At 70.5% G+C, this 18,874-nt stretch carries 17 protein-coding genes and 1 pseudogene; 12 read left to right on the top strand and 6 right to left on the bottom strand.

Going from position 1 to position 18,874, the window contains the following annotated elements; translation table 11 throughout:
• The first annotated feature begins 47 nt into the window (after positions 1-47).
• From topA to ACOKR1_RS17315, 4 genes are read left to right on the top strand one after another with little or no spacing between them, the layout of a single operon-like run.
• Positions 48-2,831 (top strand): type I DNA topoisomerase, encoded by a 2,784-nt coding sequence (gene topA, locus ACOKR1_RS17330; protein WP_422934163.1) that lies wholly within the window; start codon positions 48-50, stop codon positions 2,829-2,831.
• Positions 2,828-3,313: an SseB family protein gene (locus ACOKR1_RS17325; RefSeq protein ID WP_422934162.1), complete on the top strand. Its 486-nt coding sequence runs from the start codon at positions 2,828-2,830 to the stop codon at positions 3,311-3,313. The genes topA and ACOKR1_RS17325 overlap by 4 nt, the downstream gene beginning before the upstream one ends.
• A gap of 7 nt (positions 3,314-3,320) precedes the next feature.
• Positions 3,321-4,340: a Ppx/GppA phosphatase family protein gene (locus ACOKR1_RS17320; protein ID WP_422934161.1), complete on the top strand. Its 1,020-nt coding sequence runs from the start codon at positions 3,321-3,323 to the stop codon at positions 4,338-4,340.
• Positions 4,337-5,212 carry a sugar phosphate isomerase/epimerase family protein gene (locus tag ACOKR1_RS17315; RefSeq protein ID WP_422934160.1) on the top strand — a complete coding sequence of 292 codons (876 nt, stop codon included), beginning with the start codon at positions 4,337-4,339 and terminating at the stop codon, positions 5,210-5,212. Before ACOKR1_RS17320 ends, ACOKR1_RS17315 begins: the two co-directional genes overlap by 4 nt.
• Positions 5,213-5,245: 33 nt before the next feature.
• Here ACOKR1_RS17315 and ACOKR1_RS17310 read toward each other — a convergent pair.
• Positions 5,246-5,413: pseudogene (locus tag ACOKR1_RS17310) on the bottom strand (hypothetical protein); the annotation flags it as partial.
• 501 nt (positions 5,414-5,914) lie between these two features.
• Between ACOKR1_RS17310 and proC the strand changes: the two are divergent.
• Both proC and ACOKR1_RS17300 read left to right on the top strand, forming a co-directional pair.
• Complete coding sequence (gene proC / locus ACOKR1_RS17305) at positions 5,915-6,745, top strand: pyrroline-5-carboxylate reductase (RefSeq protein WP_422934159.1); 831 nt, start codon at positions 5,915-5,917, stop codon at positions 6,743-6,745.
• 323 nt (positions 6,746-7,068) lie between these two features.
• Positions 7,069-7,908 carry an alpha/beta fold hydrolase gene (locus ACOKR1_RS17300; protein WP_422934158.1) on the top strand — a complete coding sequence of 280 codons (840 nt, stop codon included), beginning with the start codon at positions 7,069-7,071 and terminating at the stop codon, positions 7,906-7,908.
• Between the two features lie 86 nt (positions 7,909-7,994).
• Here the strand turns inward: ACOKR1_RS17300 and ACOKR1_RS17295 are convergent, their stop codons facing one another.
• Positions 7,995-8,633, bottom strand: coding sequence for a potassium channel family protein (locus ACOKR1_RS17295; RefSeq protein ID WP_422936679.1), 639 nt, complete (start codon positions 8,631-8,633; stop codon positions 7,995-7,997).
• A 37-nt stretch (positions 8,634-8,670) separates the two neighbouring features.
• Positions 8,671-10,083, bottom strand: a complete 1,413-nt coding sequence (locus ACOKR1_RS17290) for a TrkH family potassium uptake protein (protein WP_422934157.1) — start codon at positions 10,081-10,083, stop codon at positions 8,671-8,673.
• 199 nt (positions 10,084-10,282) lie between these two features.
• On the opposite strand from ACOKR1_RS17290, the gene ACOKR1_RS17285 reads away from it, so the two are divergent.
• Positions 10,283-11,449 carry an acetoin utilization protein AcuC gene (locus tag ACOKR1_RS17285; RefSeq protein ID WP_422936678.1) on the top strand — a complete coding sequence of 389 codons (1,167 nt, stop codon included), beginning with the start codon at positions 10,283-10,285 and terminating at the stop codon, positions 11,447-11,449.
• Between the two features lie 85 nt (positions 11,450-11,534).
• Positions 11,535-12,029, top strand: a complete 495-nt coding sequence (locus ACOKR1_RS17280; RefSeq protein WP_422934156.1) for an ArsR/SmtB family transcription factor — start codon at positions 11,535-11,537, stop codon at positions 12,027-12,029.
• Between the two features lie 4 nt (positions 12,030-12,033).
• Here ACOKR1_RS17280 and ACOKR1_RS17275 read toward each other — a convergent pair whose 3' ends face one another.
• Complete coding sequence (locus tag ACOKR1_RS17275; RefSeq protein ID WP_422934155.1) at positions 12,034-13,095, bottom strand: LacI family DNA-binding transcriptional regulator; 1,062 nt, start codon at positions 13,093-13,095, stop codon at positions 12,034-12,036.
• Positions 13,096-13,113: 18 nt separating this feature from the next.
• On the bottom strand, positions 13,114-13,899 hold the full coding sequence (locus tag ACOKR1_RS17270; protein ID WP_422934154.1) for an IclR family transcriptional regulator: 786 nt from the start codon (positions 13,897-13,899) through the stop codon (positions 13,114-13,116).
• Positions 13,900-14,064: 165 nt separating this feature from the next.
• Between ACOKR1_RS17270 and ACOKR1_RS17265 the strand changes: the two genes are divergently transcribed.
• The 4 genes from ACOKR1_RS17265 to ACOKR1_RS17250 all read left to right on the top strand — a co-directional run bounded on the left by ACOKR1_RS17265 (position 14,065) and on the right by ACOKR1_RS17250 (position 18,489).
• Positions 14,065-14,787 carry a CoA transferase subunit A gene (locus tag ACOKR1_RS17265; RefSeq protein WP_422936677.1) on the top strand — a complete coding sequence of 241 codons (723 nt, stop codon included), beginning with the start codon at positions 14,065-14,067 and terminating at the stop codon, positions 14,785-14,787.
• 40 nt (positions 14,788-14,827) lie between these two features.
• Positions 14,828-15,538: a CoA transferase subunit B gene (locus ACOKR1_RS17260; RefSeq protein ID WP_422934153.1), complete on the top strand. Its 711-nt coding sequence runs from the start codon at positions 14,828-14,830 to the stop codon at positions 15,536-15,538.
• A complete protein-coding gene (locus tag ACOKR1_RS17255) occupies positions 15,535-16,737 on the top strand; it encodes an acetyl-CoA acetyltransferase (protein ID WP_422934152.1) in 1,203 nt (400 codons plus the stop codon). Before ACOKR1_RS17260 ends, ACOKR1_RS17255 begins: the two co-directional genes overlap by 4 nt.
• A gap of 162 nt (positions 16,738-16,899) precedes the next feature.
• The gene (locus ACOKR1_RS17250; RefSeq protein ID WP_422933071.1) at positions 16,900-18,489 is read left to right on the top strand and encodes an IS1182 family transposase; all 1,590 of its coding nucleotides are present in this window, start codon (positions 16,900-16,902) and stop codon (positions 18,487-18,489) included.
• A 181-nt stretch (positions 18,490-18,670) separates the two neighbouring features.
• Here ACOKR1_RS17250 and ACOKR1_RS17245 read toward each other — a convergent pair whose 3' ends face one another.
• Complete coding sequence (locus ACOKR1_RS17245) at positions 18,671-18,814, bottom strand: hypothetical protein (protein WP_422934151.1); 144 nt, start codon at positions 18,812-18,814, stop codon at positions 18,671-18,673.
• Positions 18,815-18,874 lie beyond the last annotated feature (60 nt).

Here is an 18,874-nt window from a genome sequence, read left to right as displayed (position 1 = left end):
GGCCTGGCGTGCCGGCCGTCTGCACCCATTGTTCACTGAGGAGTAGCGTGGCCACGAGGGCTAAAACCGGCAAGAAGCTCGTGATTGTGGAGTCGCCGGCCAAGAGCAAGACCATCGCCCAGTACTTGGGCGCGGGCTTCGAGGTCGACGCGTCGATGGGCCACATCCGGGACCTTCCGCAGCCGTCGGACCTCCCAGCCGAGCTCAAGAAGAGCTCGGTGGGCAAGTTCGCGGTCGACATTGAGCATGGTTTCGAGCCGTATTACGTGGTCTCGCCGGACAAGCGGAAGAAGGTCGCGGAGCTCAAGGCCAAGCTCAAGGATGCCGACGAGCTCTATCTCGCCACCGATGGGGACCGCGAGGGCGAGGCCATCGCGTGGCATCTCCTCGAGGTCCTCAAGCCCAAGGTCCCGGTGCACCGCCTCACGTTCCCGGAGATCACGAAGGAAGCCATCCAGCGCGCCATGGCGGAGCTGCGCGACGTCGACGAGTCGCTCGTCGACGCCCAAGAGACGCGCCGCGTGCTCGATCGTCTCTACGGCTACGAGATCTCCCCGGTGCTCTGGCGCAAGATCGCGAGCGGACTCTCCGCCGGTCGCGTCCAGTCGGTCGCGACGCGCCTCGTCGTCGAGCGCGAGCGCGAGCGCATGGCGTTCCGGACCGCGGACTACTGGGACCTCCTCGCAACGGTTGCACCGCAGGTGCCGGGAGGGGGCAGCGCGAACGACGGCGGAGCGGCCCAGCGCTTCCAGGCCCGCCTCGCGTCCGTGGACGGCAAGAAGGTCGCCTCGGGCCGCGACTTCGACGACCGCGGCCGGCTCACGGCGAAGAACGCCGTCCTCCTCGACGAGGCCGCGGCCCGCGCTCTCGCGGAGGGCCTCGAGAGCGCACCGTTTGCGGTCCGTTCGGTCGAGGAGAAGCCGTACACGCGGCGCCCGGCCGCCCCGTTCACCACGTCGACGCTCCAGCAGGAAGCGGCGCGGAAGCTGCGCTTCTCGGCCCGCGTGACCATGCAGGTGGCCCAGCGCCTGTACGAAAACGGCTACATCACGTATATGCGTACCGACTCCACGGCCCTGAGCGATCAGGCCGTGAGCGCGGCGCGCCGCCAGGCCTCGGAGCTGTATGGGCCGGACTTCGTCCCGTCGCGTCCGCGGGTCTATGCGTCGAAGGCCAAGAACGCGCAGGAGGCCCACGAGGCGATCCGCCCCGCAGGCGATTCCTTCCGCACGCCGGCCCAAGTGGCCAAAGAGCTGCGCGGTGACGAATTCCGCCTCTACGAGCTCATCTGGAAGCGCACGGTCGCGTCCCAGATGGAGGACGCGAAGGGCTCGACGGCCACGGTTCGCCTCGGCGCGATCGCGGCGTCCGGAGAGGCCGCGGGACGCGACGCCGAGTTCACCGCGTCGGGAACCGTCATCACGTTCCGCGGCTTCCTCGCCGCGTACGAGGAGGGCCGTGACGAGGTCCGCGAGGACACCGAGGCCGGTTCCGCGGAGCGGGGCGACGGCGGCCGGCTCCCCGTGCTCGCGAAGGGCCAGGCGCTCGACGCCCTCGAGCTCGCCGCGAACGGCCACCAGACATCGCCGCCGCCCCGGTACACGGAGGCCTCGCTGGTCAAGACGCTCGAGGAGCGCGGCATCGGGCGCCCGTCGACGTACGCTGCGACGATCTCCACGATCATGGACCGCGGCTACGTCCGCTCGCGGGGCAATGCCCTCGTGCCGAGCTGGATCGCGTTCTCCGTGGTCCGCCTCCTCGAGGAGTACTTCCACGACTACGTGGACTACGACTTCACGGCGGAGATGGAAGAGGACCTCGACCGCATCGCGGCGGGCGAGCAGGCGGGCTCCGACTGGCTCAGCGCGTTCTATTTCGGCGAAGAGGGCAAGCCCGGGCTCACCACGATCGTGAACGGCCTCGGCGAGATCGACGCGCGCGAGGTCAACTCGGTCGAGATCGCGCCCGGCATCGTGCTCCGCGTCGGCAAGTACGGCCCGTATCTCGAGAAGCCGCTTCCCGCCGACGCGCCCGAGGGCACCGCTCCCGAACGGGCCAACGTCCCGGAGGACCTCGCGCCGGACGAGCTCACCGCCGAGAAGGCGCTCGAGCTCATGGAGAACTCGGGCCCCGAGGAACGCGTGCTCGGAACCGATCCGCTCACTGGCCACACCGTGGTCGCGAAGAACGGCCGCTACGGCGCTTACGTCACGGAGGTCATCGCCGAGCTGACGCCCGAGCAGCTCGCGGCCCAGCCGGTCGAGTACTACAAGAACGGCAAGCCGAAGCCGCCCAAGAAGCCTGCGAAGGTCAAGCCGCGCACGGCGTCGCTCTTCAAGTCGATGAGCATCGACACGGTCTCGCTCGACGACGCGCTCAAGCTCATGAGCCTGCCGCGCGCCCTCGGGAAGGACGAGGAGGGCAATGTCATCACGGTCCAGAACGGTCGCTTCGGCCCGTACCTCAAGAAGGGCACGGACTCGCGCTCGATCGGCAGCGAGGAGGAGATCTTCACGATCACCCTCGAGGACGCGCTCACGATCTACGCCCAGCCCAAGACCCGGGGTGGCCGCGCGGCCCCGGCACCCCTCGCCGAGTTCGGCGAGGACCCCGAGTCCGGAAAGCCGATCGTCGTGAAGGAGGGCCGCTTCGGCCCCTACATCACGGACGGCGTCACGAACATCACCGTGCCGCGCGCCACCCCGATCGAGGAGCTCACGCGCGAGCGTGCGATCGAGCTGCTCGCCGAGAAGCGCGCAAAGGGCCCCGCGAAGGGGCCCGCGCGCAGGTCGGGCGGCGGCGGCACCCGAGCGAAAGCGAGCGCCAAGTGACCGAGGACCTCAACCCGCAAGGCGAGCACGCGCCGTCGTCCGCACCGCATCTGGACCCGGCGCCGCTCAATCCGCTCGAGGAAGCCCTCCAGGCGGCGACGGAATCGGGGACGGAGGACGACGGCCAGGACTCGGTTCTCGCGTTCCTCAACAGCCTCGTGTGTCTCGTGGTCCCGGAGCCCGTCCCGGGCCAGACGGAGTACGTCGAGCCGCTCGTGCTCACGAATGCCGACGGGAAGCCGCTCGTCGCGGCCTTCACGGACCGCGCGCGGATCCGGCCCGACTTCCTCGAGCACGCGCCGACGGTCGTCACGACGCAAGGCGCGGTGCTCCTCCAGAACCTCGGGGACGAGCTCGGGCTCGTGCTCAACCCGGGCGCCGCGTTCGGCTTCGAGCTCAGCCAAGAGCACGTCGCGGCGGTCCTGAAGGATTTCAGGCCGGCCACGCCGGACGAACTCGCTGACGGGGAGACCGGGGAATAATGGGCTCATGCGTCTAGGCGTCCTCGACATTGGTTCGAACACCGTGCACCTTCTCTTGGTGGACGCCCATCCCGGCGCACAGCCCGTCGCGTTCGCGTCGCACAAGCGCCCGCTCTCGCTCGTCAAGCACCTCGAGCCGGACGGGAGCATCAGCGAGGTAGGGCAGCGCGAACTCCTCGACTTCGTCCTCGAGGCCTGGGCCTTCGCGGGCCGCCACAACGCCGAGGACCTCCTCGCGTTCTGCACGTCCGCCATCCGCGAGGCCACGAACGGCGAGGCCGTGATCGAGCGCATCCAGCGCGAGGCCAACGTCACGCTCCAGGAGCTCACGGGCCGCGAAGAGGCGGCCATGACGTTCTTCGCGGTCCGCCGCTGGTACGGCTGGGGCGCGGGGACGGTCCTCTCGCTCGACATCGGCGGAGGATCCTTTGAGATGGCCATGGGAAACGATTCGCTCCCGGACCTGGCGGAGTCCTTTCCCCTCGGCGCCCAGCGGCTCACGCGCGACTGGCTGCGCGAAGACCCGCCCACGGCCAAGAGCGTGAAGGAGCTGCGGCGCTACATACGGTCCACGCTCAAGCCGGTGGTGCGCGGGTTCCGCGACCTCGGCAAGCCCACTCTCGTGACGGGGACGTCGAAGACGTTCCGCTCGCTCGCCCGCATCGCCGGCTCCGCGCCGAGCGGGGCTGGGCCCTACGTGCGGCGTGTGCTTGAGCGCACCGATCTGGGGCTGTGGGCCCAGCGCATGTCGGCGATGTCGGCGGGGGACAGGGTGCACCTGCCGGGCGTGTCCGAGGCCCGCGCCCCGCAGTTGCTCGCGGGCGCGCTCGTCGCTGAGGCGGCGATGGAGCTCTTCGAGACCGAGGAACTCGAGATCTGCCCGTGGGCGTTGCGCGAGGGGCTCATTCTGCGTCGGCTCGACCAGCTCATCTTCGACGGGCCGCTGGCCCCGCCCGAACATATCCGGCCCATCGAGAGCGAGCGGAGGCGGAGCGTGACCCAGCACCCCGTGGGGAGCCGGCAGTGATCGGGCCGTTCCCGGAGTGGCGCCAGGCCACCGCCCTGCCAGACGTGCCCGTGGGGCTCTCAAGCGCGTCCGTGTACCCGCTCAGTGTCCACGACGCGTTCGCATGCGCGGCGGACCTCGGCTACGACGGCGTCGAGGTGATGGTCACGAACAACTCGACGAGCCAGGAGCCGGACGCCCTCATCCACCTCTCCGAGCGCTACGACCAGCCCATCGTGTCCATCCACGCCCCGACGCTCCTGCTCACGCAGCAAGTGTGGGGCGGCGCGTGGACGAAGATCCGGCGCTCGTGCGAGATGGCGCGCGAGGTGGGGTGCGACACCGTGGTGGTGCACCCGCCGTTCCGCTGGCAGGCGGGCTACGCGGACGGCTTCGCGATCGGCATCCGCGACCTCTCCGAGGAGTACGAGGTGCACATCGCGGTCGAGAACATGTACCCGTGGCGAGTCCGCGGCCGCGAGACCCGCGCCTACCTCCCGCACTGGGACCCGGTAGGCCAGGGCTATCAGGACGTCACGTGGGACTTCTCCCACGCGGCGACGGCCCGCGAGGACAGCCTCGAAGCGTTCAAGGCGCTCGGCGACTCACTCCGCCACATCCACCTCACGGACGGCTCGGGGGCGTCGTTCCGGGACGAGCACCTCCTGCCCGGGCAAGGCACGCAGCGGGTCGCCGAGTGCCTCCAGTACCTCGCCGACACGACGTTCGACGGCGTCGTTGTCGCCGAGATCAGCACGCGCAAGGCGAAGGCGGCGGGTGAGCGCGAGGAAATGCTCGCGACCGCGCTCGACTTCGCGCGCCTCCACCTCGGGCAGTTCGCCCGGCCCGAACTGAGCGCGGAGCGCAGCGCCGCGGAGCAGCGCACGCTGTAGCCGCGCACGCTGTAGCAGCGCACGCGGTAGCAGCGCACGCGGTAGCCGCGCACGCGGTAGCCGCGCACGCTGTAGCCGCGCACGCTGTAGCCGCGCCGCTCGGACTCGAGGCGCGCAGTAGCACCGGGCGCCCTTTCCCGCGTTGGGCGCTCTTCCCCGCTTTGGGGTGGCGGGCCCGCCGCCCCAGTGCGGGCCCGCCACCCCAGTGCGGGGAAGCCGCCCCAGTGCGGGGTTGTTAAACGGGAAACGCCGGGCGGGATGCAGGAGACATTGGGGGATAATCTCCTGAACCGCCCGGCGCCCGGACCCCTTCCGGCGAACCGGACGGGCCCATCACTCGCACCTAATGAGTGTTATGACTATAGTCCCGGATTCCTGAGCGAAAACTGGAACGAAGCTGGAAAAAGCCTGCAAATCCATGAGAAATGGCCCCGTTTTCTCACAGGTTCATCGCCTCGCGAGCGGCGTTGAGAGAGTCCGCGAGCGGCCTTAAAGAGTAAGGCGCTGGCAGCGCGGGGAAGGTGGGGGACCATGATCCGCGACTGCCAGCGCCGTGCGGCCGCTTGGGGGAAGCGGTCGCTCCATCACTCGCACCCTGTGAGGTATTCATAACCTTAGGGAGGCTACTTGGGAGGAACCCCGGCCGAACATGGGAGGAAGCTGGGAATGCACGTCCGGCCGCCCGGCTGGCAGGATGGAGGCATGAGCAACAAGATCGCCTTCCTCGGCTGCGGGTCCATGAACGAGGCCATCATGGCCGGGCTCCTCGCCGCCGGCGTGCCCAAGACCGACATCACCGCGACGGTGCGCCGCCGCGAGCGTGCCGAGGAGCTGGCCAAGCGGTACGGGGTGACCGTCATGGCCACGAGCGAGGAGGACGACGCCAATCAGCAGGCGGTGCGCGGATCCTCCCTCGTGATCATCGGCGTCAAGCCGGTGGGCGTCGCCGCCCTGGCCGCGGAAGTCGCAGCCAGCCTGCCGCCGTCGGCCGTTGTGGTGAGCGTGGCCGCGGCGGTCTCGCTCGAGCAGCTCGAGCGCTCGCTGCCGACGGGCCAGCCCGTGATCCGCACGATGCCGAACACGCCGGCTCGGCTGGGCCGGGGCGTGGTCTCGGTGTCGGGCGGCACGAACGCTACCCGCGAGCAGATCGAGCGGGTCAAGGGCCTCTTCGACAGCCTCGGCCTCGTGGTTGAGGTCCCCGAGGAGCAGGTCGACGCCGTGAGCGCGGTGAGCGGCTCGGGCCCCGCCTACGCCTTCTACCTCGCCGAGGCGATGGCCGACGCCGGCACCCGCCTTGGCCTCGACCCCGAGCTTTCGCTCATGCTCGCCCGCGAGACTGTGGTCGGCGCGGGCTTCATGCTCGCCGAGCCGGGGGCCGACCCTGTGGCCCTGCGTCGCGCGGTCACGAGCCCGAACGGCACCACCGAGCGCGCCATCGCAACGTTCGACGAGCGTGGCCTCCCCGGCATCATCGCCGACGGCGCGCGGGCCGCTGCCGAGCGTTCGAAGGACATCACGCGCGAGCTCGGCTGACCTGCCGTCGAAGGCCGCGGTCTGCCGGGGCGGGTCCCCCCGACTTCTCCGCCGCCTTCCCCACTTGCTGCCGCCGGTTTCCCCACTTCCTCCGCCGCCTTCCCCAACTCCAACCTTCAACCCGCGGTGTGCCGCCCGAATCCGCCGGCGTGTCGCGCCGTCGTCGGCGTTGAACCTGGGTAGTTCGGCACCAAAGCCGGGGAACCCGGAGGGGAAGCCGGGGAACCCGGAGGGGAAGCCGGGGAACCCGGAGGGGGCGGGGCCCAGGGAAATAGCGCGTTTGCGCGATGCGCCGCGGCCAGGCGAGGGGCGATGCAGGACCCATGGACATCAAGCAGCACGCGAACGACCGGGCAGTTCTCCTGCCGGGGAGCGTCCTTCCCGCAGGCCCCGCCTACGGGGCGCTCATCGCAGCGCTCGGTACCGGAGTCGAGGTGCTCGCGAAGGATCTCGAAGTCTATGCGGCGCCGACTCCGCCGCCGGACGACTACAGCCTCGATACCGAGATCGACGGCGTGCTCCGCGAGACCGACGCGCGCGGCTGGAAGACGTTCCACCTCGTGGGCTACTCGGGCGGGGGCGCCTCGGCGCTCGCGTTCCCAGCGAAGCATCCCGAGCGGCTCGAGAGCCTCGCGCTGCTCGAGCCGGCGTGGGCCGGGAACTGGGGCTGGAGCGAGGCGCATCGCGCGCTCTGGCAGCGGTACCGGGAGCTCGACGGGCTGCCGCCGGACGAGTTCATGGCCCAGTTCGTCCGGCTCGGCGTCCGGCCCGGCGTGACCGCGGGCCTGCCGACGGGTGGCGGAGAGCAGCCGCCCTGGCTGGCGCTGCGGCCCGCGGGGATCCGGGCGTTCGTCCGCACGTTCGAGACCTACGATCTCGACCGGGATTCCCTGGCCCGGTTCTGGCGGCCCGTGTACTTCGCCCTCGGGGCGCTGTCGAATCCCGACGACTACGGCGAGATCGCCGAGCGGCTCTCAACCGTCTTCCCGGACTTCCGCCTCGAGGTCTTCGCCGGGCGCCACCACTTCGACCCGCCCCATCGCGTCGAGCCCGAGCGCGTGGCTGCGTCCCTGCGGGCCCTGTGGGATTCTGCGGCGGTCGGGGTGGCCCCGCCGGCCGATCCTGCGAGACACCTCCGTTGCGCCGTCACGTTTGCGGGGTGAGCACCCTGCGGAGGTGACGGCGCATGCGGAGGGACCCTGCGGAGGTGACGGCGCAAGGGGTGGGGACCCCGCCGCCGTCGTCGGTGCTACGGGCGGGCGGCGAAGCGCTCGAGGAGGTCCACGTGCCCCGAGACGATGAGCATGTCGCGGCCGCTCACCTTGGTGTGCGGCTGCGCGTACGTGAAGTCCTCGCCCGGACTCTTGACGCCCACGATCGTCACGCCGTACTTCGCCCGCACCTGGGACTCGGCGAGCGTGAAGCCCTGCGTCTCCTTCGGGGGGTACATCTTGACGATCGCGAAGTCGTCGTCGAACTCGATGAAGTCGAGCATGCGGCCGCTCACGAGGTGGGCGGTGCGCACGCCCGCGTCGGCCTCGGGGTAGATGACGTGGTTGGCGCCGATGCGGGTGAGGATCTTGCCGTGCGACTGTGTGAGAGCTTTGGCCCACACGTGCTCGATGCCGAGGTCCACGAGGTTTGCCGTGATGAGCACTGAGGACTCGATCGATGTGCCGACGCCGACCACCGCGGACTGGAATTCTTGAGCGCCGAGCTGGCGGAGCACCTCGATGTTGGTCGCGTCCGCCTGCACGGCGTGCGTGAGCACGGGAGCCCAGGTCTCCACGAGCTCTTGGTCGCGCTCGATCGCGAGCACCTCTCGGCCCTGCTTGACGAGCTGCTGCGCGGTCGCGGAACCGAACCGGCCGAGGCCGATCACGAGCACCGGCGCGTTCGGGTTCGGCCGGCCAGCGGGGTTCTTGTCAGCCAATGATCGGCCTTTCTTCCGGATAGTGGTACAGGGTGCTGCGCTGGCGCAGGGCCAGGGCGGTGGCCATCGTGATCGTACCGACGCGGCCGAAGAACATGAGCGCCGTGAGGACGTAGACGCCCGCGGGAGGCAGCTCGGACGTGAGGCCGGTACTGAGCCCGACCGTGGCGAACGCGGAGATCGAATCGAACAGCACGCGGTCCAGGCTCTCGCCCGAGATCGCGAGGAGAAGCGAGCACGCGATCATGATGAGCGTGGCCGCCATGACGATGACGCTGATCGCGACGCGCATGACCCCCTCGGGAATCGTGCGGCCGTACGCGCGCACGTCACGGTCGCCGCGCGCCTCCGCGACGATCGCGAGGAACATGACGGCAACGGTCGTCACCTTGATGCCGCCCGCCGTCGACGCCGAGCCGCCACCGGCGAACATGAGCGCGTCGGAGAGCAGGAGCGTCGAGGGCGTGAGGTGGTTCATGTCCACGAGATTGAACCCGAGCGAGCGGGTCATGACGGACGCGAACACGGCCTGGACCATCTTCTCGCTCGGCGCCATGCCGCCGATGGTCCGCGCGTTGTTCCACTCCATGGCGCCCCACAGGAACGCGCCGAGCGCCACAAGGATGAGCGAGACCACGATCGTGAGCTTCGCGTGCAGCGTCCAGAGGCGCACGCGCGCCTTGTACCGCAGGAAGACCATGAGCACGGGGAAGCCGAGGCTCCCCACGAATCCGCCGACCATGAGCGGCACGAGGATCCACAGATCGTACTGGTACGGGACCACGCCGTCGCTGTGCGGGGTGAAGCCCGCGTTGTTGAACGAGGAGATCGCGTAGAACACCCCGTGCCACAGGGCCGCGCCGAAGCCCTCGCCCTGGGCCATGAACGCGGGGGTGAGGAAGAGCGTGAGGAGGCCTTCGACGACGGCGGACGTCGCCACGACGACGCGCAGGAGCCCGCCGACCTCCCCGAGACGGCCCGCGTTGTTCATGGCCTCCCGCGCGATGAGCTTGCCCCGGACGCCGAGGCGCCGGCTCACGGCGAGCGAGAGCACGGACGCGAGGGTCAGGATGCCCAAGCCGCCCACCTGGATGGCGAGGAGGATCACCACATGCCCGAAGGCAGACCAGTGCGCGGCGGTCGAGACGACCGTGAGCCCCGTGACGCACACGGCCGAGGTCGCCGTGAAGAGCGACTGGTGCAGCGGCGTGAACTGGCCGTCCGCGGAGGAGAACGGGAGCGAGAGGACGACCGTGAAGACGAGGATGACGCCCATGAACGAGAGGAGCGCCAAGCGGGCCGGCGAGGACGCCGCGACGCGGTCGACGAAGTCGCGCAGCCCCGTCAGGGGGCCGAGGCTCTCGCGCTGCGACGTGGGTCGCCACGACGACTGCGTCTGTGCCACACTCAACCGTTCCTCGTGCCGGGTTACCCAAACGGCCGGAGGCCGTACCGGACCAGTAAACCATGCACCGTTCGGGTAGCCTGACCTTATGTCCGACGCCGCACAGACGCCGCCCTCCCCGGAGGCGCAGAGCGGCAGCGGAACCGGATCCGGCCTTCGCCGCGTCGAGTACGCGACCCGCGTCGCGTGGGGCGAGGCGATGCTCGCCTACGATTTCGGCCCCCAGCACCCCATGCACCCGAGCCGGCTCGATCTCACGGCCCGCCTGTGCGACGCGCTGGGGCTCTTCGCCCTGCCGCGCGTCGCGGTCGTCGAACCTCACGTAGCGAACGACGACGAACTCGCCTCCGTCCACACGCGCGACTACATTGCCGCGGTCCGCAGCGTGAGCGAGGACCCGTCGTCGCCCCTTCCGGAGCTCGGCCTCGGCACCGAGGACGATCCCGCGTTCGCCGGCATGCACGAGGCGAGCGCCCGGATCGCAGGCGGCTCGCTTGAGGCGGCGGACGCGATCCTCGCTGGCAGTGCCCAGCACGCCGTCAACTTCGCGGGCGGCATGCACCACGCGGCCGCCGACCGCGCGAGCGGCTTCTGCATCTACAACGACGCCGCGCTCGCCATCCAACGCCTCCTCGACGGCGGCCTGAGCCGAATCGTCTACATCGACACGGACGCGCACCACGGCGACGGCACGCAGTCGATCTTCTGGAACGAGCCGCGCGTCCTCACGATCTCGCTGCACGAGAGCGGCCTCACGCTGTTCCCCGGCACGGGCTTCCCGGGCGAGACGGGCGGCCCGGACGCGATCGGCACCGCGGCCAACGTGGCGCTCCCCGCGCGGACGGGCGACGCCGGGTGGCTGCGTGCGTTCCACGCGATTGTTCCGCCGCTCGTCGAGGCGTTCCGGCCCGAGGCGATCGTGAGCCAGCACGGCTGCGACTCGCATGCGCTCGATCCACTGGCCAATCTCCGCACGAGCGTCGACGCGCAGCGCGAGGCCGCGCTGTCCGTCTCACGCCTCGCGACCCGCTTCTGCGACGACCGGTGGATCGCGACGGGCGGCGGCGGTTACGACGTGCTGCGCGTGGTGCCGCGCGCGTGGTCGCACCTCGTGGGCATCGCGGCGGGCCACCCCGTACCGCTTCGCGCCGAGACCCCCGAGTCGTGGCGCGAGTACGCGCGGGCCACGTATCCGGAGCGGCTCGGGCCGGACGAGAGCGTGCCCGAGCGCATGGGGGAGGATGCGGATCTGTGGTGGCGCTCGTGGGATATCGGCTTCAATCCGAACGACGCCGTGGACCGCGCGGTCATGGCCACGCGGAAGGAACTCTTCCCGCTCCACGGACTCGATCCATGGTTCGACTGAGAACCGCCCGAAGGCCCCCTCGTCGCGCCGAGTCGGTGTCCACTCGGCAGGACCAGACGGGGCGTCGGATCGGTAGGCTGGAGGTATGGTGACAGACATCTTCGCCGTCATCGCGGACCACACCCGGAGAGACATCCTGCGGGAGCTCCGTGCTGGGGACAAGGCGGTGGGCGAGCTCGTCGAGGCCCTCGATGCGAGCCAGCCCACGGTGTCCAAGCACCTCAAGGTTCTGCGCGACGCCGGGCTCGTGACCACGCGCGCCCAGGGCCAGAAGCGCTACTACGCGCTGCGGCTCGAGCCCCTCGCCGAGGTGGGCGGCTGGCTCACTTCGCTGCGGACCGCGGCGGGGTCCCAACTCGACGAGGCCGCCGCCACCGCGGGGGGCGCCTCGCTGCCCGCCGCGCAGGTGCCTGCCGGGGCGGGGGTGGGCGCGCCGTCGTCCGGGGTGGACTCGGGAACCCGACCGCAGCAGATCCAGCGCTCGGTCGAGCGGACCGTCGAGCGGGCCGCGAAGGGCGCCGCCGAAATCATCGCGAACCTTCCCAAGTGGCGCCGCAAGGAGCCCGGCCGCCAGGCCTAGCCCTTCAGGCGCGCCCCGCGGTCGACGCGCGGACCACGAGTTCGGGCTTGAACAGCAGGTTGCGCGGGGCGAGCGACGGGTTCTCGGCCTCCTCGCGGAGGATCCGGACGGCCGTCTGGCCGATGAGCTCGCGCGGCTGCCGCACCGAGGAGAGAGGCACGACGGCGGCGCTCGCGAAATCGATGTCGTCGTAGCCCACGATCGCCATGTCCTCGGGGACGCGCAGCCCGCCCTCGCCCATGAGCACCTGGAGAGCGCCGATTGCGACGAGGTCGTTGCCGGCGAGGATCGCGTCGGGGCGGTCCGCGGGGGTCCGCGCGAGGAGGGCCCGGGCGGCGCGCCGGCCGTCGTCGAAGCCGAGCGCGGCGGTCTCGAGCGCCTCGACGCTCGCGCCCGCGACTGCGTTCGCCGCCTCGCGCGCGCCCGCGAGGCGATCGTGCATCTGGGCGAGGTTGGCGGGGCCGCCCACGAACGCGAGCCGGCGCCGACCGAGGCCCAGGACGTGCTCGGCCGCGAGGCGGCCGCCCTCGGTGTCGTCGACGGCGACCGAGCTCAGATTGCGCGACCCGGCGACCCGGTCCACGAGAACGGCCGGGGTCCCCGCTGCGCGCAGCCGCTCGAGGCGCTCGCCGAGATCGCCGATCGGGGAGATGAGCAGCCCGAGGACGCGCTGCGTCTCGAAGTAGTCGACGTGCGCGGCCTCGCGGTCCGGCGACTCGTCGCTGTTGGCCATGACCACGGACAGACCGTCGCGGCCTGCCTCGTCCTCGGCGCCGCGGGCCACGTCCGTGAAGAACGGGTTCCGGACGTCGAGCACCACGAGGCCGATCGTCGTCGAGCGCCCCGCGCGGAGCTGCCGCGCGGCGTCGTTCCGCACGAAGCCGAGCTCCTTGATCGCCGCGTGCACTCGCTCGACCGTCGCCGCGCGGACGATGTCCGGACGGTTGAGCACGTTGGAGACCGTGCCGACCGAGACGCCCGCGAGTTCCGCGACGTCGCGGATGCTCGCCGTGGCGTGCGGCAGCGCAGCGTGGGACGGCGCGGACAGGCTGTTGGCGCGGCTCATTCTCGGAGACTACCGCGTTCACGTGCCCGAGTTGGTCAGCTTGTTGCTGATGCGGTGGGCTTCCTCCATGAGCAGCTTCCCGAGCAGTCCCCTCCGGTCCGCCCGGAAGCGCGGCTCGATTCCCGTGAAGGACACGGCTCCCACGGGGTTCCGGTTGCCGTCGAAGACTGCTGCGCCCATGCCGTAGCTTCCTTCGAGGACCAGCCCGGGGTTGACCGAGTAGCCGCGCAGCCGGGTCTGCTCGAGCTCCTGCCGGACCGTGGACTCGGTGTGGCCTGCCGCGAACTCGCCCGCGTGTTCGGTCCAGCGGCTCAGGTAGGACTCCTGCTCCCGGGCCGGGAGGAACGCCATCATGGCCAGGCCCGCGGACGCGACCCCGAGGGGGAAGCGGACTCCCTCGCGGAGCACGAAGGAGCGAATGGGAAAGCTTCCCTCCTCGCGGAGAAGGCAGACGGTCTCGCTTCCCTGCCGGATGCTGTAGAAGGCGCTCTCGCCCGAGGCCTCGGCCAGCCGGCGAAGACTCGGGCGCGCGAGCTCTTCGAAGGAGAATCGCGAGGCCGCGATGGACCCGAGGAGGTACAGCTCGGTCCCGAGCACCCAGTCGCCGGACCGGGCGTCCGTGTCGAGCAGCCCCTCCGCCGCCAGCGACGTGAGGAGGCGATGCGCCGTCGGGCGCGTGAGGCCCGCTTCGCGCGCGAGCCACGTGGTCGACGCGCCGGAGGGATTGCTGCCCACGAGGCGCAGTAGACGGCCCACCCTGCCGACCACTTGGGCCCCGGGGACCGCTGCCTTGCCGTTCATCATGGCCTTCTCCTCAACCGTTCATATTGTGGACAGTCTGGTGTCTCGTGTCCACAGTATGCGATCAGGTTCCCCGACGCTTGCCCAGCTTGCCAGTATTTCCCTACCTTCGCTGGAAGGAAGGGCTGTCCACAAAGTGGTGAATGGAAGAAGGTCGGCGTGGCAAAGATGAGCGAAGGCGCCCGCGAAGCGGTGGGCTCCGCCGTGCGCGACGGCGCAATCCTGGCGGTGGGAGGCTTCGGGCTGAGCGGGATCCCCGCGGACCTCATCGAGGCGGTTCGGGATTCCGGCGCGAGGGATCTGACTGTCGTGTCGAACAACATGGGCGTGGATGGGAAGGGCTTGGGGATCCTGATCGAGTCGGGCCAGGTCCGCAAGGTGATCGCCTCCTACGTGGGGGAGAACAGGCTCTTCGCGCAGCAGTACCTCGCGGGGGAGCTCGAGGTCGAGTTCGTCCCGCAGGGCACGCTCGCCGAGCGGCTTCGGGCCGGTGGTGCCGGGATCCCCGCCTTCTACACGCGCACCGGGGTCGGGACGATCGTGGCCGAGGGCAAGCCGCACGAGGAGTTCGACGGGCAGCTTTACGTCCAGGAGCGCGGCATCGTTGCGGATGTGGCGCTCGTGCACGCGCACACGGCGGACACCGAGGGGAATCTCGTCTACCGGCACACGGCGCGCAACTTCAATCCAGTCGTCGCCACGGCGGGCAAGGTGACCATCGCCGAGGCGGAGGTGATCGTGGGCATCGGAGAGATCGACCCCAATCACGTGGTGACCCCGGGCGTCTTCGTCCAGCACCTCGTGCAGTCCCGCCCCCGGGTCAAGGACATCGAACAGCGCACCGTGCGCCCCCGCCCCGCGGCGGTCGCCGCCGTTGCGGCACGCGCGTAGCCCGTCTCAGCAACGGAAAAACCACAAGGAGGAGCCCACGATGCCGTGGACACGAAATGAGATGGCCGCGATCGCGGCCGAAGAGCTCAACGACGGCGACTACGTCAACCTGGGGATCGGCATCCCCACGCTCGTCGCCAACAACCTGCCCGAGGGCGTGCGGGTCACGCTGCAGAGCGAGAACGGTCTCCTTGGAATGGGCCCGTTCCCGTACGAGGGGGAGGAGGACGCCGACCTCATCAACGCGGGCAAGCAGACCGTGACCGTCCTGCCGGGCGGGAGCATCTTCGACTCCTCTATTTCTTTCAATATGATCCGGGGCGGCCATGTCAAGGTCGCGGTCCTCGGGGCGATGCAGGTCTCCGCCGAGGGCGATCTCGCGAACTGGCAGATCCCCGGGAAGATGGTCAAGGGCATGGGCGGGGCCATGGACCTCGTCGCGGGCACTCCGCGGATCGTCGTGCTCACCGAGCACGTCGCGAAGGACGGCTCGCCCAAGATCGTCGGGAAGTGCACGCTGCCGCTCACCGGACAGCGCGTCGTGGACCGCATCGTGACCGACCTCGCGGTCTTCGACGTCACCGAGGTGGAAAAAACAGATGACGACGGCGCCCCTCGCCTCGTGCTGCGGAGGCTTGCCCCCGGCGTCGCCCTCGACGAGGTGAGGGAGAAGACCGCGGCTCCGTTCGTCGTCGGCCTCGAAGAAGCACAAGTCGTCCTCGAAGAAACGCAGGAAGGGGCGCTCGCATGAGCCTCAAGGAACAGTTCGGCAAGGACGTCCTCATCACGGGGTGGGGGCACAGCCGCTTCGGCAAGCTCGGCGACGAGACGCTCGAATCGCTCATCGTGCAGGTCGCCGGCGAGGCCCTGGCGCACGCGGGTCTCGAGCCGGGGCAGGTCGACGAGGTGTATGTGGGCCAGTTCAACGCCGGGATGGTCCCGCTCGCGTTCCCGTCCTCGCTCGCGCTCCAGCTCTCCCCAGACCTGCTCGGCGTCCCCGCGACGAGGGTCGAGAACGCGTGCGCGTCCGGCTCGGCGGCCGTGCAGCAGGGCGTCAAGGCGCTCCTGGCCGGCACCGCCCGGAACGTGCTCGTGATCGGGGCCGAGATGATGACCCCGGCCGGGGCCGAGAAGGTCGGCGCGGCCCTGCTGGGCGCGGACTACGACATGGCCGGCCAGTCGTCGTCGGCCGGGTTCACGGCCCTGTTCGCCGAAGTCGCGAAGCACTACGAGAAGCGCTACGGGCCCGTGGCTGGTCTTTCTCTCCCCGATGCACTGGGGTCCATCGCGGCGAAGAACCACCGCAACGGCGTCGACAACCCCTACGCCCAGCTGCGCAAGGACCTCGGCGAGGAGTTCTGCCGGACGGTCTCGGAGAAGAATCCGATGGTCGCCGATCCGCTGCGGCGCACCGACTGCTCTCCGGTGTCCGACGGCGCCGCGGCCGTCGTGCTGTCCGTCGCGCCGGGCACGGGGGCGGCGACTTCTCCGGTGCGTCTCGCGGGCTTCGGGCACGCCAACGACTTCCTGCCCGCCGAGCGGCGCGACCCCACGGCCTTCGCCGGGACGCGGCTCTCGTGGGAGCGGGCGTTCGCGATGGCCGGCGTGGGGCTCGGCGACCTGGACTTCGCCGAGGTCCACGACTGCTTCACGATCGCCGAACTCGTCATCTACGAGACGATGGGCCTCACTCCGGCCGGGCAGGGCTCGCGCGCGATTCAGGAGGGCTGGGTCTACAAGGACGGGAGGCTCCCGGTGAACGTGTCCGGCGGGCTCAAGGCCAAGGGCCACCCCGTCGGCGCGACCGGCGTCTCCCAGCACGTCCTCGCGGCGATGCAGCTCACCGGCACCGCCGGCGCGATGCAGCTCGCGAACCCTCGCCGCGCCGCGGTCCAGAACATGGGCGGCGTCGGCATCGCCAACTACGTGAGCGTGCTCGAGGCCGTCTGACTCGCGGGTTATGGGCGTCGCTTGAGTTGCGCCGTCACGTCCGCGGGGTGTGGACCCAGCGGACGTGACGGCGCAACCGGTGGGGCTAGGAGACTGCTGAAGAAGTCGGGCGGGCGGGGCGCGCCTCCCTGCTTCGGGCCGGGGAGGGTTAAGACTGGCTTCATGCAGGGTCGCGACGATGGACAGCGTGAGTTCCTTGACGTTGAGGCGCTGGCCGGGCATCTGCTGGTTCCGGGCAGCGTCTTCGCCTTCCTGGCCGGGCATCGGCTGAAGCTGTTCCCGGCGGAGATGTTCGAGGATCTCTTTCCCTCGGGCCGGGGCCGGCCCTCGGTCCCGCCCGAGGTGGTCGCCACGGTCCTGGTGCTGCAGGCGTTGAACGGGCTTTCGGATCGCGAGGCTGCCGAGGCGGTGACCTTCGACCTGCGGTGGAAGGCCGCCTGCGGCTTCGCGGTCGCGGACCGGGCGTTCCATCCGACCACCCTGACCTACTGGCGGCGCCGGCTCGCGGCCAGCGCCCGGCCGCAGCGGATCTTCGAGGCGGTCCGGGACGTGGTGGCCGCGACCGGCGCGGTGGGCGGGGGGACGCGGCGGGCGCTTGACTCCACGGTGCTGGACGACGCGGTTGCCCGGCAGGACACGGTCACCCAGCTGGTCGCCTCGATCCGGCGGGTCGGCCGGGAGGTCTCCGGCGCGGAGGCGGTGATCGCCGCCGAGTGCACCCGGCTGGCCGGGCTGACCGGGCAGGACTACGCCTCGGCCGGGAAGCCGCGGATCGTGTGGGACGATGCGGCCGCGCGCGACGGCCTGGTCACAGCCCTGGTCAACGACGCGCTCGCGCTGCTCGCGGCGCTGGACGTCGATGCCGCCCAGGCCGCGGGCGGGAGGCCTGCGGAGGCGGTGGCGCTGCTGGCGCTGGTGGCCGGGCAGGACGTCGAGCCCGCGGAGGACTCCGACGGCAGCGACGGGCGGTGGCGGATCGCCCGCAGCGTCGCACCGGACCGGATGATCTCCACCGTCGACCCGGAGACCCGGCACGCGCACAAGACCCGGGAGCGCCGGCAGGACGGGTTCAAGGCCCATGTGGTGGTCGAGCCGGAGACCGGGCTGACCACCGCGGTGAAGCTGACCAAGGCCAACGGCCCGGAGAACTCCGACGCATCCGTCGGCAAGGACCTGGTCGCCGCCGACCCGACGATCGCCGGGCAGGAGGCCGTCGAGGTGCTCGGCGACTCGGCCTACGGGTCCGGGGAGATGCTGCACGCCCTGGACCAGCGGAAGTGGACCCCGATTATCAAGCCGTGGCCGCTGCGGCCCGCGGTCGAGGGCGGGTTCACCATCGACGACTTCGCCCACGACGGCGAGGCAGGGACCCTGACCTGCCCGGCCGGGCACACCCGCCGGCTCACCAAGACCCGCAAGGCCGTGTTCGGCGCCGTCTGCGCCCACTGCCCGCTGCGATCGCAGTGCACCACGGCCAGAGACGGTCGCAAGATCGAGGTGCATCCCCACGACCTGCTCCAGCGCGCACACCGCAGGCGGGCCACCGCGGAAGGCTTCCAGACCACCTATCGGGCCAAGCGGCCGATGGTCGAGAGATCGATCGCGTGGCTGACCCGGGGCAACCGCCGCGTCCCCTACCGGGGCGTGGAGAAGAACAACAGCTGGCTCCACCACCGGGTCGCCGCCCTGAACCTCAGGCGACTGCTCGCACTCGGCCTCAGCTTCGACAACGGAACCTGGCAGCTGGCCTGATCGCGCCGCAGGCCCCCAGAAGACAGCCTCGAACCCAACGCCAGGGGCACCACGACGCCCTGCACAGGCGGGACGGACCCATGCTGCACCCAGAGCCGACCAAAACCCGCCGTTCGACTGGCCAAGGCGGCACCGATCACGCCACCAGCCAACCTGCGAAGGGAGCTTGTTCAGCAGTCTCCTAGGCGTTCGCCTCGGTGTCGGCCGACGCGCACTCGACCGCCGCACGTTCCGCGCGGCGGTCCGAGGAGAGGAACTCCCACGCGACGGGGACGACCATCATGGCGGCAACCATCAGGACGGCGAGGACAGTGAAAAGGGACATGGTGTTCCTCCTTCGGGCAGGGGGATGGCGCCGCCAGAGAAACGGCCGCACCAAGGGGTT

The sequence above is a fragment of the Sinomonas sp. P47F7 genome, from assembly GCF_049332655.1.
Classification (GTDB): Bacteria; Actinomycetota; Actinomycetes; order Actinomycetales; family Micrococcaceae; genus Sinomonas.
The sequence above is the reverse complement of the archived record's forward strand: the minus strand, read 5'-3'. Positions and strand labels throughout refer to the sequence as shown.

What these genes read in the sequence shown, in the direction of transcription:
- ACOKR1_RS17320 (WP_422934161.1), top strand. Translation starts at nt 3,321, where the DNA reads ATGCGTCTAGGCGTCCTCGACATTGGTTCGAACACCGTGCACCTTCTC.
- proC (WP_422934159.1), top strand. Translation starts at nt 5,915, where the DNA reads ATGAGCAACAAGATCGCCTTCCTCGGCTGCGGGTCCATGAACGAGGCC.
- ACOKR1_RS17300 (WP_422934158.1), top strand. Translation starts at nt 7,069, where the DNA reads ATGGACATCAAGCAGCACGCGAACGACCGGGCAGTTCTCCTGCCGGGG.
- ACOKR1_RS17285 (WP_422936678.1), top strand. Translation starts at nt 10,283, where the DNA reads ATGCTCGCCTACGATTTCGGCCCCCAGCACCCCATGCACCCGAGCCGG.
- ACOKR1_RS17280 (WP_422934156.1), top strand. Translation starts at nt 11,535, where the DNA reads ATGGTGACAGACATCTTCGCCGTCATCGCGGACCACACCCGGAGAGAC.
- ACOKR1_RS17275 (WP_422934155.1), bottom strand. Translation starts at nt 13,095, where the DNA reads ATGAGCCGCGCCAACAGCCTGTCCGCGCCGTCCCACGCTGCGCTGCCG.
- ACOKR1_RS17270 (WP_422934154.1), bottom strand. Translation starts at nt 13,899, where the DNA reads ATGATGAACGGCAAGGCAGCGGTCCCCGGGGCCCAAGTGGTCGGCAGG.
- ACOKR1_RS17265 (WP_422936677.1), top strand. Translation starts at nt 14,065, where the DNA reads ATGAGCGAAGGCGCCCGCGAAGCGGTGGGCTCCGCCGTGCGCGACGGC.
- ACOKR1_RS17260 (WP_422934153.1), top strand. Translation starts at nt 14,828, where the DNA reads ATGCCGTGGACACGAAATGAGATGGCCGCGATCGCGGCCGAAGAGCTC.
- ACOKR1_RS17255 (WP_422934152.1), top strand. Translation starts at nt 15,535, where the DNA reads ATGAGCCTCAAGGAACAGTTCGGCAAGGACGTCCTCATCACGGGGTGG.
- ACOKR1_RS17250 (WP_422933071.1), top strand. Translation starts at nt 16,900, where the DNA reads ATGCAGGGTCGCGACGATGGACAGCGTGAGTTCCTTGACGTTGAGGCG.
- ACOKR1_RS17245 (WP_422934151.1), bottom strand. Translation starts at nt 18,814, where the DNA reads ATGTCCCTTTTCACTGTCCTCGCCGTCCTGATGGTTGCCGCCATGATG.